Annotated in this window: 19 protein-coding genes and 1 pseudogene; 9 read left to right on the top strand and 11 right to left on the bottom strand. The window is 69.9% G+C overall.

Annotated elements, in window-relative coordinates:
* Positions 1-191: 191 nt before the first annotated feature.
* From AB0H78_RS34170 to AB0H78_RS34160, 3 genes and pseudogenes are all read right to left on the bottom strand, one after another.
* Positions 192-1,052: pseudogene (locus AB0H78_RS34170) on the bottom strand (NADH-quinone oxidoreductase subunit C); the annotation flags it as partial.
* Positions 1,049-1,651: an NADH-quinone oxidoreductase subunit B family protein gene (locus AB0H78_RS34165; RefSeq protein ID WP_363238655.1), complete on the bottom strand. Its 603-nt coding sequence runs from the start codon at positions 1,649-1,651 to the stop codon at positions 1,049-1,051. The pseudogene AB0H78_RS34170 and the gene AB0H78_RS34165, both read right to left, overlap by 4 nt.
* Positions 1,642-2,043 (bottom strand): NADH-quinone oxidoreductase subunit A, encoded by a 402-nt coding sequence (locus tag AB0H78_RS34160; protein WP_363238654.1) that lies wholly within the window; start codon positions 2,041-2,043, stop codon positions 1,642-1,644. The genes AB0H78_RS34165 and AB0H78_RS34160 overlap by 10 nt, the downstream gene beginning before the upstream one ends.
* A gap of 167 nt (positions 2,044-2,210) precedes the next feature.
* Here AB0H78_RS34160 and AB0H78_RS34155 point away from each other — a divergent pair, with 167 nt between their 5' ends.
* The gene (locus tag AB0H78_RS34155; protein ID WP_363238653.1) at positions 2,211-3,386 is read left to right on the top strand and encodes a sensor domain-containing protein; all 1,176 of its coding nucleotides are present in this window, start codon (positions 2,211-2,213) and stop codon (positions 3,384-3,386) included.
* A 156-nt stretch (positions 3,387-3,542) separates the two neighbouring features.
* Positions 3,543-4,853 (top strand): sensor domain-containing protein, encoded by a 1,311-nt coding sequence (locus AB0H78_RS34150; RefSeq protein ID WP_363238652.1) that lies wholly within the window; start codon positions 3,543-3,545, stop codon positions 4,851-4,853.
* A gap of 20 nt (positions 4,854-4,873) precedes the next feature.
* Here AB0H78_RS34150 and AB0H78_RS34145 read toward each other — a convergent pair whose 3' ends face one another.
* Complete coding sequence (locus AB0H78_RS34145) at positions 4,874-6,136, bottom strand: low temperature requirement protein A (RefSeq protein ID WP_363238651.1); 1,263 nt, start codon at positions 6,134-6,136, stop codon at positions 4,874-4,876.
* A gap of 147 nt (positions 6,137-6,283) precedes the next feature.
* On the opposite strand from AB0H78_RS34145, the gene AB0H78_RS34140 reads away from it, so the two are divergent.
* From AB0H78_RS34140 to AB0H78_RS34130, 3 genes are all read left to right on the top strand, one after another.
* The gene (locus AB0H78_RS34140) at positions 6,284-6,943 is read left to right on the top strand and encodes a response regulator transcription factor (protein WP_363238661.1); all 660 of its coding nucleotides are present in this window, start codon (positions 6,284-6,286) and stop codon (positions 6,941-6,943) included.
* A gap of 252 nt (positions 6,944-7,195) precedes the next feature.
* Positions 7,196-9,133: a 2-oxoacid:acceptor oxidoreductase subunit alpha gene (locus AB0H78_RS34135; RefSeq protein WP_363238650.1), complete on the top strand. Its 1,938-nt coding sequence runs from the start codon at positions 7,196-7,198 to the stop codon at positions 9,131-9,133.
* Positions 9,126-10,196, top strand: coding sequence for a 2-oxoacid:ferredoxin oxidoreductase subunit beta (locus AB0H78_RS34130; protein WP_363238649.1), 1,071 nt, complete (start codon positions 9,126-9,128; stop codon positions 10,194-10,196). Before AB0H78_RS34135 ends, AB0H78_RS34130 begins: the two co-directional genes overlap by 8 nt.
* Positions 10,197-10,233: 37 nt before the next feature.
* Here the strand turns inward: AB0H78_RS34130 and AB0H78_RS34125 are convergent, their stop codons facing one another.
* Positions 10,234-10,620 (bottom strand): helix-turn-helix domain-containing protein, encoded by a 387-nt coding sequence (locus AB0H78_RS34125; RefSeq protein WP_363238648.1) that lies wholly within the window; start codon positions 10,618-10,620, stop codon positions 10,234-10,236.
* 110 nt (positions 10,621-10,730) lie between these two features.
* Between AB0H78_RS34125 and AB0H78_RS34120 the strand changes: the two genes are divergently transcribed.
* A complete protein-coding gene (locus AB0H78_RS34120; protein WP_363238647.1) occupies positions 10,731-11,582 on the top strand; it encodes an SDR family oxidoreductase in 852 nt (283 codons plus the stop codon).
* Between the two features lie 86 nt (positions 11,583-11,668).
* Entirely contained in the window at positions 11,669-12,625 is a 957-nt protein-coding gene (rarD, locus tag AB0H78_RS34115) for an EamA family transporter RarD (RefSeq protein WP_363238646.1), read from the top strand.
* On the opposite strand, the gene AB0H78_RS34110 is transcribed toward rarD, so the two are convergent.
* The 5 genes from AB0H78_RS34110 to AB0H78_RS34090 form a co-directional block, all read right to left on the bottom strand.
* A complete protein-coding gene (locus AB0H78_RS34110; protein ID WP_363238645.1) occupies positions 12,622-13,212 on the bottom strand; it encodes a TetR/AcrR family transcriptional regulator in 591 nt (196 codons plus the stop codon). The genes rarD and AB0H78_RS34110 overlap by 4 nt on opposite strands.
* A 171-nt stretch (positions 13,213-13,383) precedes the next feature.
* Positions 13,384-14,289, bottom strand: a complete 906-nt coding sequence (locus AB0H78_RS34105) for an ABC transporter permease (protein WP_363238644.1) — start codon at positions 14,287-14,289, stop codon at positions 13,384-13,386.
* Complete coding sequence (locus AB0H78_RS34100) at positions 14,276-15,211, bottom strand: ABC transporter ATP-binding protein (RefSeq protein WP_363238643.1); 936 nt, start codon at positions 15,209-15,211, stop codon at positions 14,276-14,278. The genes AB0H78_RS34105 and AB0H78_RS34100 overlap by 14 nt, the downstream gene beginning before the upstream one ends.
* A gap of 287 nt (positions 15,212-15,498) precedes the next feature.
* On the bottom strand, positions 15,499-16,716 hold the full coding sequence (locus tag AB0H78_RS34095; RefSeq protein WP_363238642.1) for a DUF2092 domain-containing protein: 1,218 nt from the start codon (positions 16,714-16,716) through the stop codon (positions 15,499-15,501).
* 231 nt (positions 16,717-16,947) lie between these two features.
* Entirely contained in the window at positions 16,948-17,877 is a 930-nt protein-coding gene (locus AB0H78_RS34090) for a CHRD domain-containing protein (protein WP_363238641.1), read from the bottom strand.
* A 177-nt stretch (positions 17,878-18,054) separates the two neighbouring features.
* On the opposite strand from AB0H78_RS34090, the gene AB0H78_RS34085 reads away from it, so the two are divergent.
* Positions 18,055-18,597 (top strand): hypothetical protein, encoded by a 543-nt coding sequence (locus AB0H78_RS34085; RefSeq protein ID WP_363238639.1) that lies wholly within the window; start codon positions 18,055-18,057, stop codon positions 18,595-18,597.
* 8 nt (positions 18,598-18,605) lie between these two features.
* Here the strand turns inward: AB0H78_RS34085 and AB0H78_RS34080 are convergent, their stop codons facing one another.
* Positions 18,606-19,616 carry a polyprenyl synthetase family protein gene (locus AB0H78_RS34080; protein ID WP_363238638.1) on the bottom strand — a complete coding sequence of 337 codons (1,011 nt, stop codon included), beginning with the start codon at positions 19,614-19,616 and terminating at the stop codon, positions 18,606-18,608.
* Between the two features lie 192 nt (positions 19,617-19,808).
* Between AB0H78_RS34080 and AB0H78_RS34075 the strand changes: the two genes are divergently transcribed.
* On the top strand, positions 19,809-21,320 hold the full coding sequence (locus tag AB0H78_RS34075) for an oligopeptide:H+ symporter (protein WP_363238660.1): 1,512 nt from the start codon (positions 19,809-19,811) through the stop codon (positions 21,318-21,320).
* Positions 21,321-21,329 lie beyond the last annotated feature (9 nt).

Genomic DNA, 21,329 nt, shown 5'->3' with positions numbered 1-21,329 from the left:
GGGGGGGGGGGGGGGGGGGGTTGTGGTGGGGGGGGGGGGGGGGGGGTGGTGGGGGGGGGGGGGGGGGGGGGGGGTGGGGGGGGGGGGGGGGGGGTGGGGGGGGGGGGGGGTGGGGGTGGGTGGGGGGGGGGGGGGCCGCCCCCCCCGGGCCCCCGCTCCTCAATCGCCGGAGGGGCTTGATTTTGCTCGGCGTCGTCGAAGGCGGGGCGGTCGGAGTGCCAGGGGGCGTCCGAGGTGGGCGAGGTGGGCCCGGCGGGGTTCGGGGGCTCTGACGCTCCGGCCTCGGGAACGGTCGGCCGCTTCGGCTCGGGCGGTGCCGCCGCCGGCGCGGCGGGCGCGGCGGGCGCGGCGGGCGCGGCGGGCGTCTGGCTCGACGAGCCCTCTGTGACGCTGCGGGTTCGGCGGGGCGGGCGGTCGGCCGTTGCGCCGCCCGCCGCTGCTCGCGTGGCGCGGGTCGGGCGGGCGGGGGCCGGGGGGAGCTGGCCCTTCTGGGGGCCCCACTCGTTCGGGTCGGGGACGCCCGGGGGGAGCATCTGGCGGCGCTTGGGGCCGCCGTCGTGGGACTCGCCCGGTTCCTTCGCGCCCGGCCACGCCTTCGCCACCCGCGCCGCCAGGACGAAGTCCTTGCGCAGGGGGTGGCCTTCGAAGGTCTCGGGGAGGAGCAGCGGGACCAGGTTCGGGTGATCCGTGAAGACGACCCCGAACATCTCGTGCGTCTCGCGCTCGTGCCAGCTCGCGCCCGCGTAGACGTCCACCGCGGACGGGAGCGAAGGCGCCGTGTGCGGCACCGTCGTACGGAGCAGGAGGCGGCGGACCGTGCGGCCTTCGAGGGCCACGACGTGGGCGCAGACGCGGAAGCCCGTCCCGGGCTCGTCCACCGCGCTCAGCCAGTCGAAGTAGGTGCAGGCGAGTTTGTCCCGGGCGATTTCGAGCGCCGCGATCCAGGAGCCGACCGGGACGTCGACCGTCATGAGGTGGTAGGCGTACTCCGCCGTCGCCTCCTCGCCGAAGATCTCCGGGGCTCCCTCGGGAAGGCTGTCGTACGCGCTCACTTGGCCGCCCCGGGCACCGGAGGCGGAGTGACCAGGCCGCTGGTCAGCTGGGCCGTCGAAGGCGCCGAGTAGCGGTCGGCCAGCGACTCGCGGGCGATCTTCTCCTGCAGCTTGAGGATGCCCTGCAGGAGCGCCTCGGGACGGGGCGGGCACCCGGGGACGTACACGTCGACCGGGATGATCTGGTCGACGCCCTTCGTCACCGAGTACGAGTCCCAGTACGGGCCGCCGCAGTTGGAGCAGGCGCCGAAGGAGATGACGTACTTGGGCTCGGGCATCTGCTCGTACAGGCGCTTCACCGCCGGCGCCATCTTGTCTGTGACCGTGCCGGACACGATCATCAGGTCCGCCTGGCGCGGCCCCGGCGCGAAGGGGATCACGCCGAGCCGGATGAAGTCGTGCCGGGCCATCGACGCCGCGATGAACTCGATCGCGCAGCAGGCGAGTCCGAAGTTGAAGACCCAGAGCGAGTACCGGCGGCCCCAGTTGAGGACCACCTTCATCGGCTCGGGGGCCAGGCGCGAGAGGACGCCGAGGCGCTGCGGCTGCGGGAGATCCACCGGACCGGAAGCCGGGTTGGAAGCCGGGGTCACGTCCATTCGAGGACGCCCTTCTTGTATGCGTAGAGCAGTCCGACGGCCAGGAAGCCGAGGAAGATGAACATCTCGACCAGCGTGGCCGCGCCGTATCCCGGCGCCGCGAAGACCGTCGCCCACGGGAAGAGGAAGATCGAGTCGACGGCGAAGATCACGTAGAGGAACGCGTAGACGTAGTAGCGGACCTGGGTGTGCGCCCAGCCCTCGCCGACGGGGTCGACTCCGCATTCGTACGTCAGGAGTTTCTCGGGCGTCGGCACGACGGGGCGCAGCAGCCGTCCGGCCCCGAAGGCCACGGCGACGAACAGCACCCCGAGTACGGCGAGCAGCCCGACGACCGAATAACTGTGGAAATAGCCCGTGGTCCCGGCCGCGAGAACGGCTCTTTCCACCACGTCCGCCCCTCGCTCCCTGGTGTTCGACGATCTGTACGCACGGGAGTCTAGGCCCTGCTAAAGACTTGGTAAGCAGCCGTGTCACAGCGGGGGTGGGGTTATCCCTACTTCAGGCCCACCCAGCTGCCCCATGGCATCCACCTGCCAGGACCGGCAGTCTTGGGACCATGACCGTGGACAACTTCCGCCCGCACGACTCAGAGCGGCCCCCGCCTGCCCGATTCGCCTTCGACCGGTACACCTGGAAGGAGATCGCCCATCTCCTGGTCAATCTCCCGGTGTCGCTGATCGGGTTTGTTTACGTCGTGTTCATGGTTGCCGCAGGTGGTGGCCTGTCCGTCACGGTCATCGGGCTGCCGCTGCTCGCCTTCGGACTGCTCGGCGCACGCCAGCTCGGCAAGGCGGAGCGGGCCAGGGCGCGCGCGCTTCTGGGCGTACGGATCGAGGAGCCGAGCCCCATCCCGGCCCGTCGCGGCCACGGTTTCCTCCCCTGGCTCTGGTCGAGTCTGAAGGACCCGGTGGGCTGGCGGACGGTGCTGTACGAATTCATCCGGCTGCCCTGGAGCGTGGTGACCTTCGCCGTCACCCTCGTCGGCCTCATCGGCCTGTGGCCGGTGCTCCCCTTCATCGCGCGCGGGCTGGCCAACGTCGACCGGATGATGGTGCGCGGGCTGCTCTCGCCCTCCGACGAGCTGGAGCTCAGGATCGCCGAACTGGAGTCGGACCGCGGCGTCGTGGTCGACACGGCCGCCGCCGACCTGCGCCGTATCGAGCGCGATCTGCACGACGGAGCGCAGGCCAGGCTCGTCGCTCTCGCGATGGGGCTCGGTCTCGCCAAGGAGAAGCTCCTGGAGGACCCGGAGGCCGCGGCCCTGATGGTCGGCGAGGCGCACGGCGAGGTGAAGCTGGCGCTGCAGGAGCTGCGCGACCTGGCCCGCGGCATCCACCCGGCGGTCCTCACCGACCGAGGCCTGGACGCGGCGCTCTCCTCGATCGCCTCGCGGTGCACGGCCCCGGTGAAGGTGACGGTCGATCTGACCGAACGGCCGGCGGAGGCCATCGAAGGCATCGCGTACTTCACCGTCTCCGAGCTCCTGCAGAACGTCTCCAAGCACGCCCGGGCGCAGAACGCGTCCGTCGACGTGTGGCGGACCAGCGACCGGCTGCTGATCCAGGTCCAGGACGACGGTCAGGGCGGTGCGCGCCTCGACGGCGGCAGCGGCATGGCGGGACTGGCCGACCGGCTCGGGGCGGTGGACGGGCTGTTCGTCCTGGACTCCCCCGTCGGCGGTCCGACCACGGTGACCGCCGAGCTGCCGTGGCGCGACCGCGGCAAGGCGTAGGAGCAGACCGCAGGCAGCAGGCAGAACCGCAGTCCCGGGGTGGGGAAAACCCCCGGGCGAAGACGGTGATCCGCCTCATGGTCCGTGCCGGCCCCGCCCAGCACGATGGATACAGACAGCAGACAGCGGTCGAGACGAGAAGAAACGGACGACGCCATGGCTACGGATTACGTCACCCAGCGACAGGCCCCCCGCCTGCCCGCGGCGCTCCGCGCACCGATCGAGGCCCGCACCTGGCGCGAGTTCGGGTATCTGCTCCTCTCCTTCCCGATCAGCATCGTGACGTTCGTCTTCTCGATCACCATGTTCTCGATGGGCATCGGGATGGCCATCACCTTCGTCGGCATCCCGATCCTGGCGGCCGGCCTCGCGCTGTGCCGCGGCTTCGGCGCCATGGAGCGGGCCAGGGCGCGCGGTCTGCTGAAGCTGGACGTCGCCGACCCGAAGCCGGTGCGCTCCAGGACCGGCGGGCCGCTGTCCTGGATGGGCGCGGTCCTCAAGAGCGGGACCTCCTGGCGTCACCTCATCTACACGCTGCTGCACATGCCGTGGGCGACGTTCGCCTTCTCCGTCTCGGTGGCCCTCTTCACGTGGGGCTGGGGCCTCTTCACGTATCCGCTGTGGCAGTGGGTCTTCCCGATGTACGCGGGCCAGGCCGGTCTGCAGCTGTACGGCGACCACAACCACAGCGTCTACCTCAACAACCCCTTCGAGATCGCCCTCACCAGCGCCGTCGGCCTGGTCTTCGTCCTCGCCACCCCCTGGATCATCCGGGGCCTGACCAGCGTCGACCGTCTGCTGGTGACCAGTCTCCTCGGTGCCTCCCGCCTCGACAGCCGGGTCACCGAACTGGAGTCGGACCGCGGCGTCGTGGTCGACACGGCCGCCGCCGACCTGCGCCGTATCGAGCGTGATCTGCACGACGGGGCGCAGGCCAGGCTCGTGGCCCTCGCGATGGACCTGGGTCTCGCCAAGGAGAAGCTGACGCAGGACCCCGAGGCCGCCGCCAAGATGGTCGACGAGGCGCACGGCGAGGTGAAGGTCGCGCTGCAGGAGCTGCGCGACCTGGCCCGCGGCATCCACCCGGCGGTCCTCACCGACCGAGGCCTGGACGCGGCGCTGTCCGCGGTGGCCTCGCGGTGCACGGTGCCGGTGAGCGTGGAGGTGGACCTGCCGTACCGTCCGGCGGCCGCCATCGAGGGCATCGCGTACTTCACCGTCTCCGAGCTCCTGCAGAACATCAGCAAGCACGCCAGGGCGACCCGCGCGACCGTGGACGTCTGGCGGGTGGACGACCGGGTGATGCTCGTGGTCACCGACGACGGCAAGGGCGGCGCGCGCCTCGACGCGGGCAGCGGTCTGGCCGGTCTGGCCGAGCGGCTGGACGCGGTGGACGGTCTCCTGGTCGTCGACTCGCCGGTCGGCGGACCGACCACGGTGACGGCCCAACTGCCCTGGCGGGGCTAGGGCTTGGGCTAGAGCTGGGGCTAGGGCTTGGCCGCTCGGCGCTCGTACGCCAGCTGGATGTGCACGCCGAGCAGCAGGAGCCAGACCACACCGACAGGGCCCCAGTTCCCTGCTCTTCCCGCCACCAGCGCCACCGCCGGCGGGAAGAGCAGGGACACTGCCGCGACCACCTGCCGGCGGCGGTCGCGGCCCGAGCAGATCTCCGCCAGCAGGGCGATGGCGAGCACCAGGGTCATGGAGCCGCACATCAGCCAGAGCGCGTTGCGGGGCAGTACGTCGTCGGAGTGGGCCACCGCGTCGCCGAGCGAGGCGGCGAGCGCGGCCAGCGCGCCCGCGGTGAAGCAGTGCAGCGGCAGGACGAGCCGGGCGGGGAGAGCGCCTGCGCGGAGCAGCGGGACGCCGTAGGCGCCGTAGCGCAGCATCAGCGACCAGAGGGACATCAGCAGGAAGAGGGCGCCGGCCGCCACCCCGTACAGGGCGAAGTCCCAGGTCACCTCGGAGGCCGCGTCGACCGCCTGGGCGACGGCCTCGCCGAGCACGATCAGTACGAACAGGCCGAGCCGCTCGCTGAGGTGGCTCTGGTCCGAGCGGGCCGCCGTCGGCAGCAGCCTCGGGCCGCCCAGGCCTCCCGGGCCGCCCGCACCCCTCTGGCCGCCCCGGCCGGTGCTCTCCTCGCGCCGGCTGCGCTCCTCGATCCGCTCCTCCGCCAGGTCCCGTACCGCCTCGATGCGCTTCAGCGCCGAGCTGCGGGAGTACGCGAAGGTCACCCCGAGGTCGATGAGCAGCCCCGCCGCCCACAGCCAGTACCGCAGCGGTGCGTCGCACCAGATCGACACCACCCAGGGCAGCACCCCGAAGGAGAGCTGGGCGACGGGCCAGTCGACGACGACCTCGCCGCGCCGCCGCCAGGCGTGCTCGGCGAGCAGCCGGGTCCCCACATAGGCGATCGCGAAGGCCGGGGCGTGGTCCTCGCGGATGCCGGGGACGGCCGCGGCCATCACGGCGAGGCCGAACATCCCGGTGCGCATGGTGCCCGTACGCATCTGCTCGCCGGCCGTGTTGCCGTACAGCGTGAAGCACATCCATGCCGTCCAGAAGGCCAGGAAGAGCAGGGCGTAGAGCCCGATGTCCGCCAACCCGGGTTCCCCGTGCAGTAGATGAGCCAGCTGGGCGACGCCCGCCACCGCGATCAGGTCGAAGAACAACTCCAGCCAGGAGGCGTGGCGTTCGGTCTCCCCGGCGGCCCCCTGGCCGGTTTCCTGAGTGCTCGCCGCATCCGTCATGCGGGAAGTATCAGCACCTCCACCCCCCGATTCCCGGACTGATTGCAGGCGCGTCGGCACACTCGGGTCCGGATGCTGGGATGCTGTACGCGCAGGGCGGGGCGGGATCAGACAACAGCTGGGGGCAGAAGCGTCGTGGAGGACAGAGTGCGGGTCGTCATCGCCGAGGATTCAGTACTGCTTCGGGAGGGACTGACCCGGCTGCTGACGGACCTCGGTCACGATGTCGTCGCAGGGGTCGGGGACGCGGAAGCCCTGATCAAGACCATCGCGGAGTTCGCCGACCGGCAGGAGCTGCCGGACGTGGTGGTCGCGGACGTACGGATGCCGCCGACGCACACCGACGAGGGCGTGCGGGCCGCGGTGCAGCTGCGCAAGGACTACCCCGGGATCGGGGTGCTCGTGCTGTCCCAGTACGTCGAGGAGCAGTACGCCACCGAGCTGCTCGCCGGGTCGAGCCGGGGCGTCGGCTATCTGCTGAAGGACCGTGTCGCCGAGGTGCGCGAGTTCGTGGACGCGGTGGTGCGTGTCGCGCAGGGCGGGACCGCGCTCGACCCCGAGGTCGTGGCGCAGCTGCTCGGCCGCAGCCGCAAGCAGGACGTGCTGGCCAATCTGACGCCGCGCGAGCGCGAGGTCCTGGGGCTGATGGCCGAGGGGCGTACGAACTCGGCCGTGGCCAAGCAGCTGGTCGTGAGCGACGGGGCCGTCGAGAAGCATGTGAGCAACATTTTCCTGAAACTGGGGCTGTCGCCCAGTGACGGGGATCACCGACGGGTACTCGCGGTACTGACCTACCTGAAGTCCTGAAGAGCTGACACTCTGTCAGATATCGAGGTCGGGGCCGGAGACCTAGAACCAAAGGATGAACGCGCAGCGTCTTAATGGAGAGGCCGGGGGGCGGTCGAATCGTGACAGACCAGGGCAAGAGGGCGTCTCAAAAGTGCGTCCACCATATGAGCCGTCCGGGGAAGGTGACCCTTACCGACGTAGGGTGGGCCGAGGTGCGACCGGTCGTCCGGCCGTGTCCGAGTGCCGCCGCCTCGAGGGAGGTCCAGTTCAGTGACCAGCCAGGTCAGTAGCCCAGCCGAGCAGGCCGACGGAGCCGATGAGGCCGTCGTCGGAGAACAGCGCAAGCCTTCCGGGGCAAAAGAGGTGCGCCGGCTCGACCGGGTGATCATCCGGTTCGCGGGTGACTCCGGTGACGGCATGCAGCTCACCGGGGACCGTTTCACCTCGGAGACCGCCTCGTTCGGCAACGACCTCTCGACGCTGCCGAACTTCCCCGCCGAGATCCGGGCACCTGCCGGGACGCTCCCGGGCGTCTCCTCCTTCCAGCTGCACTTCGCCGACCACGACATCCTCACGCCCGGGGATGCGCCCAATGTGCTCGTCGCGATGAACCCGGCAGCCCTGAAGGCGAACATCGCGGACCTGCCGCACGGGGCCGAGATCATCGTCAACACCGATGAGTTCACCAAGCGCCCGATGGCGAAGGTGGGCTACGCGACCTCGCCGCTGGAGGACGGGTCGCTGGAGGCCTTCCGGGTCCACCCGGTGCCGCTCACGTCGATGACGATCGAGGCGCTGAAGGACTTCGGGCTCTCCCGCAAGGAGGCCGAGCGCTCCAAGAACATGTTCGCCCTGGGTCTGCTGTCGTGGATGTACCACCGGCCCACCGAGGCGACCGAGAAGTTCCTGCGGACCAAGTTCGCCAAGAAGCCGGAGATCGCCGAGGCGAACGTCGCGGCGTTCAGGGCGGGCTGGAACTTCGGCGAGACGACCGAGGACTTCGCCGTCTCCTACGAGGTCGCCCCGGCGACCTCCGCCTTCCCGCCCGGCACCTACCGCAACATGTCGGGCAACCTGGCCCTGTCCTACGGACTGATCGCGGCCGCCCGACAGGCCGATCTGCCGCTCTACTTGGGCTCGTATCCGATCACCCCGGCCTCCGACATCCTGCACGAGCTCTCCAAGCACAAGAACTTCGGTGTGCGGACCTTCCAGGCCGAGGACGAGATCGCCGGCATCGGCGCGGCCCTGGGCGCGGCCTTCGGCGGCTCCCTCGCGGTGACGACCACCTCGGGCCCCGGAGTGGCGCTGAAGTCCGAGGCGATCGGGCTCGCGGTCTCCCTGGAACTGCCGCTGCTGATCATCGACATCCAGCGCGGCGGGCCCTCGACCGGTCTGCCCACCAAGACCGAGCAGGCCGACCTCCTGCAGGCCATGTACGGGCGCAACGGCGAGGCCCCGGTGCCCATCGTCGCGCCCAAGACGCCGGGCGACTGCTTCGACGCGGCCATCGACGCGGCACGCATCGCACTGACCTACCGCACCCCGGTCTTCCTGCTCTCCGACGGCTATCTGGCCAACGGCTCCGAGCCCTGGCGGGTCCCCGAGGTCGATGAACTGCCCGACCTGCGCGTGCAGTTCGCGTCAGGACCCAACCATGAACTGGCCGACGGCACCGAGGTGTTCTGGCCGTACAAGCGCGACCCGCAGACCCTGGCCCGCCCCTGGGCGGTGCCCGGCACGCCGGGGCTCGAGCACCGTATCGGCGGGATCGAGAAGCAGGACGGCACGGGCAACATCAGCTACGACCCGGCCAACCACGACTTCATGGTCCGCACCCGCCAGGCCAAGATCGACGGCATCGAGGTCCCCGACCTGGAAGTCGACGACCCGGACGGCGCCAAGACCCTGGTCCTGGGCTGGGGTTCGACGTACGGACCGATCACCGCGGCCGTCCGCCGGCTGCGCGCCGAGCAGGTGCCGATCGCCCAGGCGCATCTGCGCCACATCAACCCCTTCCCGAGGAATCTCGGCGAGGTCCTGAAGCGTTACGAGCATGTGGTCGTCCCCGAGATGAACCTCGGCCAGCTGGCCACGCTCCTGCGCGCGAAGTACCTCGTCGACGCGATCTCGTACAACCAGGTCAACGGCATGCCGTTCAAGGCCGAGCAGCTCGCCACGGCTCTCAAGGAGGCCATCGATGACTGAGGTGTCCACTGACGTGATTGAGGCGCTTTCCCTGGTGCCCAAGGCCGACGCCAAGCAATCCATGAAGGACTTCAAGTCCGATCAGGAAGTGCGCTGGTGTCCCGGCTGCGGCGACTACGCCGTCCTGGCCGCGGTTCAGGGCTTCATGCCCGAACTGGGCCTGGCCAAGGAGAACATCGTCTTCGTCTCCGGGATCGGCTGCTCCTCGCGCTTCCCGTACTACATGAACACCTACGGGATGCACTCCATCCACGGCCGCGCCCCGGCCATCGCCACCGGACTCGCCTCCTCCCGGCGGGACTTGAGCGTGTGGGTGGTCACCGGTGACGGCGACGCGCTGTCCATCGGCGGCAACCACCTGATCCACGCGCTGCGCCGCAACGTCAACCTCAAGATCCTGCTCTTCAACAACCGGATCTACGGACTGACCAAGGGCCAGTACTCCCCCACCTCCGAGGTCGGCAAGATCACCAAGTCGACCCCGATGGGCTCCCTGGACGCGCCCTTCAACCCGGTCTCCCTGGCGATCGGCGCCGAAGCCTCCTTCGTGGCCCGCACCGTCGACTCCGACCGCAAGCACCTCACCTCGGTGCTGCGCGCGGCCGCCGAGCACCCCGGCACCGCGCTCGTGGAGATCTACCAGAACTGCAACATCTTCAACGACGGCGCCTTCGAGGTCCTCAAGGACAAGCAGCAGGCCGAAGAGGCGGTGATCCGGCTGGAGCACGGGCAGCCCATCCGCTTCGGCGCCGACGGCTCCAAGGGCGTCGTACGCGACGCACAGACCGGCGACCTCAAGGTCATCGCGGTCACCGAGGAGAACCAGTCGCAGATCCTCGTCCACGACGCCCACACCGCCAGCCCCACCACGGCCTTCGCGCTCTCGCGCCTGGCCGACCCCGACACCCTGCACCACACGCCCATCGGCGTCTTCCGGTCCGTCGACCGCCCGGTCTACGACACCCAGATGTCCGACCAGCTCGAAGCCGCCATCGAGCAGAAGGGCAAGGGTGACCTCGCCTCCCTGCTCGCGGGCAACGACACCTGGACCGTCGCCGGCTAGCGCGCGGCCACTGCCCGACCCTGGCCCGGATCTCTTCTCAGGAGGAGGTCCGGGCCTTGTCGTACGCCTCGCGCGCCTCGGTGACCGCAGCCATGCGTACGTCCGTCCAGGCGGCAAGGCTCCTGACCCGCTCGGCGGCCTCCTGGCCGAGCTCGGTGAGGCTGTAGTCGACGCGCGGCGGGATGACGGGCTTGGCGTCGCGGTGCACGAAGCCGTCGCGCTCCAGTGTCTGGAGGGTCTGGGCCAGCATCTTCTCGCTGACGCGGCCGACATGGCGGCGGAGCTCGCTGAAGCGGTACGTGCGCTCCTGCAGCGCGATCAGGATCAGCACGCCCCAGCGGCTGGTGACGTGCTCCAGGACGAGGCGATGGGGGCACATCTCCTCGCCGGCGGTCTGCCGCATACGGAAGTCACTAACAGTCATGCCAGTACCTTACTTCAAAGTGGGTACTTTCCAAAAGATAGTGTCAGCCGTAGGGTTAGCTCCAGAACGCAACGAAGACCCGCAAGTCCCGCAAAGAGGAGAAAAGACCCATGAGCATCGTCGTCACCGGAGCCACCGGATCCCTCGGCCGTCTCGTCATCGACGAGCTCCTGGCCAAGGTCCCGGCCGACCAGGTCGCCGCAGTCGTCCGCAACAAGGACAAGGCCGCCGACCTCGCGGCCCGCGGCGTCGAACTGCGCATCGCCGACTACGACGCCCCCGAGACCCTCGAAGGCGTCTTCCGCTCCGGCGACCGCGTCCTGCTCATCTCCGCCAACGAGGTCGGCCGCCGCGTACCGCAGCACACCGCGGTGATCGACGCGGCGAAGGCGGCGGGTGTCGCCCAGCTCGCGTACACCGGCATCCTCGGCGGCCCCGACGCCGACATCGAGCTGGCCGCCGAGCACAAGGTCACCGAGCAGCTGATCCTGGACTCCGGACTCCCCCACACCTTCCTGCGCAACGGCTGGTACACCGAGAACTACACCGCCAACCTCGCCCCGGTCCTCGCCCACGGAGCCGTCGTCGCCAACGCCGGCGAAGGCCGCGTCGCCTCCGCGTCCCGCGCGGACTACGCCGCCGCCGCGGCCGCCGTCCTGGTCTCCGACGGCCACCTCGGCACGGCGTACGAGCTGAGCGGCGACACCGCCTGGTCGCTGGCCGAGTACGCCGCCGAGGTCGCCAAGGCCACCGGCAAGGAGATCGCGTACAACAACGTCCCGGCCTCCGTGCACCAGGAGATCCTGATCGGCGCCGGGCTCCCCGAGGGCTTCGCCGCGATCCTCGTCGACGTCGACAAGGGCATCGAGCGCGGACTGCTCGCCGGCACCAGCGGTGACCTGGCCCGTCTCATCGGCCGGCCCACCACGCCGATCTCCGAGACGATCGCCGCCGCCCTGTAATGACCGTATAGCGATACGGGCATGACAGCCGGGCCCTCCCCCCGCTACCGTCGACTGGTTGACGGAAGCATCAAAGAGGAGGGCCCGTGAAGGGGATCACCAGCGAGCGCGCAGGATTCCTGAACGGCGTTGCCGCGTACGCGATGTGGGGCCTCGTCCCCCTCTTCTGGCCGCTCCTCAAGCCGTCGGGCGCGGTGGAGATCCTCGCCCACCGGATGGTCTGGTCGCTCGGCGTGGTGGCGATCGCGCTGCTCGTCATGCGGCGCTGGGCCTGGATCGGCGCGCTCATACGCCAGCCGAAACGCCTGGGCCTGATCACCGTCGCGGCCATCGTCATCAGCGTCAACTGGGGCGTGTACATCTGGGCCGTCAACAGCGGCCATGTCGTCGAGGCCTCCCTCGGCTACTTCATCAACCCCCTGGTCACCATCGCCATGGGCGTCCTGCTCCTCGGCGAACGGCTCCGCCGCGCCCAGTGGGTCGCGGTCGCCACCGGCGTCGCGGCGGTCCTGGTGCTCGCCATCGGGTACGGGCAGCCGCCCTGGATCTCGCTGATCCTGGCCTTCTCCTTCGCCACGTACGGACTGGTGAAGAAGAAGGTCAACCTGGGCGGGATCGAATCGCTCGCCGCCGAGACCGCCGTCCAGTTCCTCCCGGCGCTCGGCTATCTGGTCTTCATCGGCGCGAGCGGCGACTCGACCTTCTCCACCCCCGCGCACGGCGCGCTGCTCGCCTCGACCGGGCTCGTCACCGCCATCCCGCTGGTCTGCTTCGGCGCCGCCGCGATCCGGGTGCCGCTCTCCACGATCGGGCTGCTGCAATTCCTGACGCCGGTCTTCCAGTTCGGGCTCGGCATCCTGTACTTCCACGAGGCGATGCCGCCCGAGCGCTGGGCCGGATTCGCCCTCGTCTGGCTGGCGCTGACGGTCCTGACCTGGGACGCGCTGCGCAACGCGCACCGCAACAGGGCCCAGGCCGCACGTCTTTCGGCTCAGGCCGGGGTCCCTGCCGCCGGTGACATGCCCAAGGCCACAGCCTCCTAGGAAGCGCCCAGCGCCCGCATCACATGGTCGATCAGGGTGGCGATGCGCTCGGGGCTGTACGGCGGTCTCCGCAGCGTGTGCCGGTAGTAGAGGGGGCCGTAGAAGAGCTCAACGGCCAGGTCCAGGTCGGCGTCCAGCGGGAGTTCACCCTGGTCACGGGCGATGCACAGGCGGGCGCGGGCGGCCTGGACGCGCGGGGTGATGAACACGTCCTGGACGGCGCGGCACAGCTCGTCGTCGTACTGGATCTCGGTGAGGATGCCGGCGTACGCGGGCCCCAGCGGCGGGGTGGTGAGCAGCCGTACGACCGCGTTCATCTGGGTGCGCAGGTCGGCCGCGAGGTCGCCGGTGTCGGGGAACGGGGTCGTCATGACCACCGCGTTGTTGATCGCTTCGAGCAGGATCGCGCCCTTGGACGGCCACCAGCGGTAGATCGTCTTCTTGCTCACACCCGCGCGGGCGGCAATGGCCTCGACCGTGGCACGGGCGTACCCCTTCTCCGTACAGAGATCGAGGGCTGCAGCCAGGATCGCCTGCCGTGACCGCTCGCTGCGGCGCGCGGGGTTGGGCGGAACACCGTTGCTCACATCTGGAGTCTATGGGGAGGCTCTGGGGAGGACGATACGTAGCGTATTGACAGCGGAAGGTCAGACTCCGAGAATAAGCGCCGGGGAAACGGTACGTGTCGTGTCGAGCCGCGTCGGGGGACGGCTTCTCGCCGCGACACGTACCCTCCCTTTCCTCCCCGGACCCGCCTCTCAGGCGGCGATGTCCTTCGTGGAGAAACGCGCCCAGGCCGCCGAGCCGAAGACGGCGGCGTACAGCGCCTGCAGCCCCAGATTCCTGACGATCTGATCCCAGTAGACGGGCTCGCGCAGCAGGTCCGCGAAGGACAGCCAGTAGTGCGGGAAGAGATACGGATGGACCGCGTGCAGCTGCGGGATCTGGTCCACGATCTGCACGGTGATCAGCAGGCCCACGGTGGCCGCCATCGCCGCGATGCCGCTGTTGGTGAGCGTCGAGATGAAGATGCCCAGGGCCGCTACGCCGATCAGTGACGCGGCGACGACCACCGCGATCAGCAGCGCCCTGACCAGCCCGTCGGCGAGCGGGATCTGCGTGCCGGAGAGCGTGGTGACGTCGTCCAGCGGGAAGAGCACGGCGCCCGTGGCGAGCGCGGCGAGGGCCACGACGAGGGTCGCGATCAGGCAGAAGGCGAGCGTGGAGGCGTACTTGGCGAGGAGCAGGCGGGTACGGCCCGCCGGGGCGACCAGGAGATAGCGCAGGGTGCCCGCGTTCGCCTCGCCCGCGATCGCGTCGCCCGCGATCACGCCGATGGCCATCGGGAGGAAGACGGGGAGGGTGGCGGCGAGGGCGGCGAAGACCAGGAAGAGGCCGTTGTTGGTGATCTGGGCGATGAAGGCGGGGCCTTCGCCGCTGTTCGGGTTGCCGCCGGCCGTGCCGCCGCTGCCGGTCTCGATCCTGACGGCCACACCGATGAGGATCGGTACGGCGGCCAGGCATGCCAGCAGCGCGAGGGTGCGCCAGCGGCGGAGCGTGGTGGTGATCTCGCTGCGGAAGAGGCCCAGGGAGCGGATCGCCCGGGGGGTGGGCTTCCTGAATGCAGCTTGCTCGGCCTGGTCGGCCCGTTCAGCCTGCGACATCGAAGCCCTCTCCGGTGAGTGCCACGAAGGCGTCCTCCAGGCTCGCGCGCTCCATGCCGAAGGAGCGTACGCGGACGCCCGCGTGGACCAGTGCGGCGTTCAGGTCGGCCAAGTCGGCCTGGTCCGGGGGTGGTTCGGCCGTGATGCGGTTCTCGGTGAGGGTGAGGTCCGTGGCGCCGAGTTCCTTGAGGACGCGGGCCGCGTCCGCCGTGTCAGGGGTGGTCACGGCGAGGCGGCTGCGGGCCGCGAGGTCGGCGACGGGGCCCTGGGTGATCAGCCGGCCCTGCGCCATCACGGCGGCGTGGGTGCAGACCTGCTCGATCTCGTCGAGGAGGTGGGAGGAGAGGAAGACGGTGGTGCCGTCGGCCGCCAACTCCCTGATGAGGGCTCGGATTTCGCGCATGCCCTGCGGGTCGAGGCCGTTGGTCGGCTCGTCCAGGACGAGGAGTTCGCGCGGCTGGAGGAGGGCGGCGGCCAGGCCGAGGCGCTGCTTCATCCCGAGGGAGTACGCCTTGGACTTCTTGCCCGCCGCCGCGGTGAGCCCGACCCGGTCGAGGGCGGCGTCGACGCGGGTGCGGCGGGTGCGGGGGTCGGCATCGGGGTCGGCTGCGTCGTATCGGACGAGGTTGTCGCGGCCGGAGAGGAAGCCGTAGAGGGCGGGGCCCTCGATGAGTGCGCCGACACGGGGGAGGACGGTGCGGGCCGCCTTCGGCATGGGGCGGCCGAGGAGGCTTGCGGTGCCGGAAGTTGGCGCGATGAGGCCCATCAGCATGCGGATGGTGGTGGTCTTGCCGGAGCCGTTGGGGCCCAGGAAGCCGAAGACGCTGGCGCCGGGGACCGTCAAGTCGAGGTGGTTCACTGCCAGTTGGCCGCCTCTGAAGCGCTTGGTGAGGCCGTGGGTTTCTATGACGGGGTCGGTCATCGCGCGCTCCCCCTGGTGGGCGATGTCGGTGCGCCACGTTAACGGGGGCGAGGCGGGGAGAGTTCCCCCACCCCGCCCCTTCCCGAACCGGGGCTGCCACCCCGGCCCCCGCTTTCGGGGGCTCCGCCCCCGGACCCCCGCTCCTGAATCGCCGGAGGGGCTTGAATCTGCTCGACGTGAGCGCGCATGTGCGAGCACAAGACTTGGCCCGTGCCGGACCACACGCCCGCACAATCAAGCCTGCCCGGCGATTGAGGGCACACGACCGAAGGCCGTGTGCCCCGGGACTACTTGGCCGCGTTCGCCGCTGCGACCAGCGTCGCCTTGTCCACCGCGCCCACGTAGACCTTGCCGTCGTCCGTCATCAGGGCGTTGACCAGGCGCGTATGGAACACCGTGCCCGAGCCGAACTTGCCCGTCACCTTGTCGCCCAGGGAGTCCAGGAACCTCTGGGCGTCCGCCGAGCCGGTCCCGTGGTCCTTCTGCCGGCCCTTGTCCGGAGCGTTCAGTCCCTGGCCGCCCGTGTCGAAGGACGCGATCGACGTCCAGCCCTTGCCGATCACCTTCATCCCTTCGCCCTGGGGCACGCCGAAGTCCTTGCCCAGGTCCGCGCCGCGCTTGTCCGCCTTCGGGGCGCCGTCCTCGGTCACCTTGGCGCCCTTGGGCGGCGTGAAGTTGAAGGTCGAGGCCGACGGCTTCGAGAAGTCCACCTTCGCGAAACCCGCGTCGACCACCGCCTTGCCACCCCCGCTCGGGGTCAGCGTGAACTTCAGCGGGGTGCCGTTCTCGGCGTCCACCGCGACCCGGATCGCACCGACCGTCGTGCCCGACTGCTTGGGCTTGATGAGGAGTTGGTACGCATCCCGGCCCGCCACCTGCGCCGTACCGTCCACCGTCACCGACGTCGTCGCGTCCGCCGCCTTCAGCGCCTCTTCGGCGAGGGCCTTCGGCGTCATGTCGGCTCCGCCGCCCGCGCGCTTGCCGGACTCGGACTTCGGCGCCGTACCGTGGAACGCCTCGTTGGACTTGGAGTCGTAGCCCCAGATCTGTGTGCCGTTGTGGATAAGGCTGTACTCGGCCGCGTTCTCCAGGATGGAGACCTTCTGCCGGTCGGGGCCGTCGGCGGCGACGCGCAACGTGTGCGTACCGGTGGCGAGTTCGGTCAGCTTCGAGGTGGGTGACGCGCCCTCGCTTCCGCCGGAACCTCCGCCCGGTGCGAAGGAACTGCCCATGGAGCCCAGCGACGGCAGGCCCAGGTCCGTGCGGATCTTGACCGTGCCGGACAGCTGCTGGGTGTCCGAAGCGGCGATCTTCTCGATGAGTTCCTGTGCGGTGATCTTCGGCAGATCGGGGTCACCCGAGCTGGCGAGCGCCGGAACCAGTCCGATGGTCGCTGCCGCCACCCCGGCAATCGCGACCGGGACGAGATAGCGTGCCGCCTTCCGGCGCCCCGCCGCCAGGTCCCTGGCCTCTTCGGTGGCCTCTGCGCTGTCGTTCGGTGCCATGTGTGCCCTCCGTGGTCGGCGGCGCTCCGTCCGGTTGCACTCGTCCACCCCTCGCCGCCATTCTCACCCGAATTGGTGTGGTGTGGTGCTCTCTATCCGACCAAATCGGCCACGGGAAAGCGTCAGACCCCGGGAGCAACTCCGCGTACTGCTGAGGGATGACACAAAGGGGCCGGCGCTCCCCCGTCCAGTAGGGGTCGCGCCGGCCCGGTCGGCTCTCCGGTGCTCTGGTTACCGCTGGATGAAGACGTAGTCGGCGAAGTACGGGACCTCCACGACCGCCCCCGGGGCGCACTCCCCCGCCGGTGCGACGCCGCCCACCGTGTTCAGCCGCATGATCTCGTCCGTACGGGAGAGCAGCCCGTTCCCGCCTCCCGCCTGTGTCGCCCGCAGGTCCAACTCGGCGATGTTGCCGTCCCCGTTGGGCGTCTTGGTGAGCACCGTGCCCGTGACGGCGCTGCGGTCCCGGGCGTGCCAGGACGGGACGCCGGAGTTCGGCGCGGTGAAGAAGTGCTGGATGTCCCCGCCGAGCGTGGCCCTTACATCGCGCTGCAGGAACGCGAACTTCCCGTCGTCGCCCTTCTTGCACTCGTAGATCTGCCGGCCCTGGACCACCGGGGCCTGGAAGCTCGCCGAGGCGTTCGCGAAGGCGGCGGGGCCGGTGACCCTGTGGAGCTGGCCGCGGACCGCGCCACCGGGGAACTCCTCGGTGTGCAGGTTGGCGTAGAAGCTCGCGGGGTCGTTCTTGAGCGCGTCCAGCAGCGCCCTGTCCGCGACCCGGACCGTGCCGGTGACGCTCCGGTCGCGCGCGTGGTCGAGCAGTGCGCCGAAGTCGATCCTCACGTCGCCGTTGGCTCCGCGGGCGCCCTGGTGGAGGTGGAGCATCGTGGGCCTGGCGGTCGCCCGCCAGTTCACCGTGACCGAGACCTGGTCGCCCTTGACCTCGATGAACTCCAGGGCGGTCCCGTCCGGGTCGCCGGCGGAGGGCTTGCCCTGATCGGACACCTCGTTGGCGCCGCGCATCGAGGCGACGAAGAGGCCGTCGCCGCTGTCGCCGCCGTCCGTCCCGCTGTCCGCCGCGGCAGGCAGCACCGCGAGGGCGAGACCCGCGGCAGCCGCGACAGCGGTCGTGCCGACGACGATGCTCTTGATGTGCTTCATGCCAGATTCTCCCCGTATCGGAGCCGACGCCCCCTGCGTCAGCTTCTGGGCAGGGATACGGATCGAATCTCACCCTGGGCTCAATCCAGAAATGTGACCTGGCTCACAGTGAGTACAGGGGTCCCCGAATCCGTACCCCCTGGTGAGAGCAGAACGGCACCACCAAGGGGGAACGCCATGCTCACCAGCAGGAACAGCCGTCGCATCGGCATCTACGCAGCCACCGCGGTCGCCGGATTCGCCCTCGCAGCCACCGGCTGCGGCGGCGGATCGGGCACCGGATCCGGATCCAAGACACCCACCGCCACCGCCACCGCCGCCGACCTCTCCACCGCCAAGGTGGACAAGCTCGGCACGGTCGTCACCGATTCCAAGGGGTTCGTGCTCTACCGCTTCGACCGGGACACCGCCAAGCCGCCGGCCTCGAACTGCACCGACGCCTGCGCCGCCCTGTGGCCGCCCGCCGTCGCCACCGGCTCCTCGGTCAGCCTGCAGGGGATCGACAAGTCCCTCGTCGGTACGGTCACCCGCGCCGACGGCTCCAAGCAGCTGACCCTCGGGGGCTGGCCGCTCTACCGGTACGCCAAGGACGATGAGCCGCGCGAGCCGTACGGCCAGGGCGTGGGCGGCACCTGGTTCGCCGCGACCCCCACGGGCGCGAAGGCCGAGGGAGCGGGCCCCAGCAGCGACGAGGACTCCAGCAGCGGTGGAGGCTACTGAGCCACTGCCTAGCCGACGCGGTGCACCACGACACCGCACAGCTCCTCCAGCGAGGACTTGGCGTACCCCTCGGGCAGCGGCCCGAGCGTCGCCCGCGCCTCTTCCGCGTAGCGCACAGCGTCCTGGCGGGCCCGCTCCAGAGCCGGGTGGGCCCGCAGCCGCAGCACCGCCTCGCGCAGCCGTACGTCGTCGCTCAGATCCCCGTCGAGCAGCTCGACCAGCGCCACATCGTCGGGGCGGCCGTACGCCTCGGCCTGGGCCCGGAGGTAGAGCACCGGCAGCGTAGGGATGCCTTCGCGCAGGTCGGTGCCGGGCGTCTTGCCCGACTCCTGGGTGTCGCTGGCGATGTCCAGGACGTCGTCGGCCAGCTGGAAGGCGATGCCGAGCCGCTCCCCGTACTGGGTGAGGATGTCGACGATGCCCTCGTCGGCGCCGGCCATCATGGCGCCGAAGCGCCCGGAGACGGCGATCAGTGAGCCGGTCTTGCCGGACAGGACGTCCATGTAGTGGTCGACCGGGTCGCGGCCGTCGCGCGGCCCCGCGGTCTCCAGGATCTGGCCGGTGACGAGCCTTTCGAAGGCCTCGGCCTGGATCCGTACGGCCTCGGGGCCGAGGTCGGCCAGGATGTGCGAGGCCCGCGCGAAGAGGAAGTCACCGGTGAGGACGGCCAGGGAGTTGTCCCAGCGGGAGTTGGCGCTCGGCACCCCGCGGCGCACTTCCGCCTCGTCCATCACGTCGTCGTGGTACAGCGTCGCGAGATGCGTCAGCTCCACGACCACGGCCGAGGGAACCACACCAGGCGCATAGGGGTCACCGAACTGCGAGGCCAGCATCACCAGGAGCGGGCGGAAACGCTTGCCCCCGGCACGCAGCAGATGTTGGGCGGCCTCCGTGATGAAGGGGACCTCGCTCTTGGTGGCTTCGAGCAGTCCTGCCTCGACAGCTCCCAGTCCGGCCTGGACATCGGCCTCAAGTGCCTGGTCACGCACGCTCAGTCCGAACGACCCGACGACGGTCACGAGGGGATCTCCTGTCTGCTGACGATCACACGGATTGTCGATGTGTCGCTGCCATCACTCAAGTCAGCGTATCCGGTCGCTGTTCGATCACAGAGGGCACCTGCCCGCGCTGCCCGAGCGCACACGGAGAGTGCCCGGTATGTTCTGGAAAAGCTGCTACGACAAGGAGTGGGGCTTTTGTCCGGAACCGATATGGCGCCGCCGCCGCCGAGAGCCCCCGAGCCGGGTTCTCAGCCGGGTCCTCTTCCGGGCGACGACCACTCCTTCTTCGGTCAGCCCCGCGGCCTGATGACCCTCTCGGGTCTCGAAATCTGGGAACGTTTCTCGTTCCTCGGGATGCAGGCCATTCTCGTCCTCTACTTCACGGCTGCCGTCAGCGAAGACGGCATGGGGATGGACCCCGGGACCGCCGCCTCCGTATCGGCAGCGTACGGAACCATGGTCTACCTCGTTTCCGTGGCCGGCGGCTGGCTCGCCGACCGGATCCTCGGTTCCTACCGCGCGGTCCTGTGGGGCGGCATCCTCATCGCCTGTGGCCACTACACGATGTCCGTGCCGAGCAACGGCGCCACCTGGATCGGCCTCGGTCTGATCTCGCTGGGCACCGGCCTCCTGAAGCCCAACGTGGCCACCCTCGTCGGCAAGCTCTACCGCACCGCCGACGAGCGCCGCGACGCCGGCTTCGCCCTCTACTACATGTGCATCAACATCGGCGCCTTCCTCGGACCGCTGGTCACCGGCTGGCTGGGCGACCACAAGGGCTGGCACTGGGGCTTCTCGGCGGCCGCGATCGGGATGACATTCGGCCTGATCCAGTACGTACTGGGCCGCAAGACCATCGCGGGCCGCACGGAGCAGGCCGAGCAGGCCCTGCCGCCCGAGAAGATGCGCCGTACCGTCCGCATGATCATCGGCGGGATCGTCGCCGTCCTGGTGATCTGCACGGTCCTCGGCCTGACCGGGATCCTGACGATCGACCGCTCCGTCGACGTCCTGACCGTCATCTCCGTCGTCGCACCGGTCGTCTACTTCACGGTGATGTTCCGCAGCCCGCAGGTCACCTCCGAGGAGCGCGGGCGGCTGCGCCCGTACGTCGTCCTCTTCCTGGCCTCCGTCGTCTTCAACTTCATCCTCTTCCAGGCGTACTCGACGATGATGCTGATCGCCGCGTCCAACGCCCAGACGGTGATCTTCGGCTTCCACTTCCCGGCCAGCTGGTACGCCTCCGCGCTCGGCGCCTTCGAGGTCGCCCTCGCCCCCGTGGTCGCGGCGCTCTGGGTCAGGATGGGCGACCGCCAGCCGCACGCCTCCAACAAGATCGCCTTCGGCACGATCCTCGGTGGTCTCTCGTTCCTGATCATGGTCCCGGCCACGATCGGCCGCACCGGCGACAACTGGATGATGTCGGTCTGGTGGATCGTCGGCTCGTACTTCCTGCTCGGGCTCGGTGACATCCTCCTGGAGACCTCCGGGATGTCGGCCACCACGAAGCTCGCCCCGAAGGCCTTCGCCAGCCAGACGATGGCGCTCTGGTTCCTCTCCCTGGCCCTCGCCAACGGCATCCAGGCCCAGGTCGTGAAGCTCTACGGCCATGTCTCCAACCCCGCCTACTTCGGCGTCAACGGCGCCATCGCGGTGGCCGCCGGTCTCGCCGTGATCGCGGCCGCGCCCTGGCTGAAGCGCACCATGCACCCCGTCCACTGACCACTCCTA

Origin of the sequence: Streptomyces sp. NPDC050738 (genome assembly GCF_040654175.1) — a bacterium.
Classification (GTDB): Bacteria; Actinomycetota; Actinomycetes; order Streptomycetales; family Streptomycetaceae; genus Streptomyces.
This window is presented reverse-complemented; position numbering and strand designations above follow the sequence as displayed.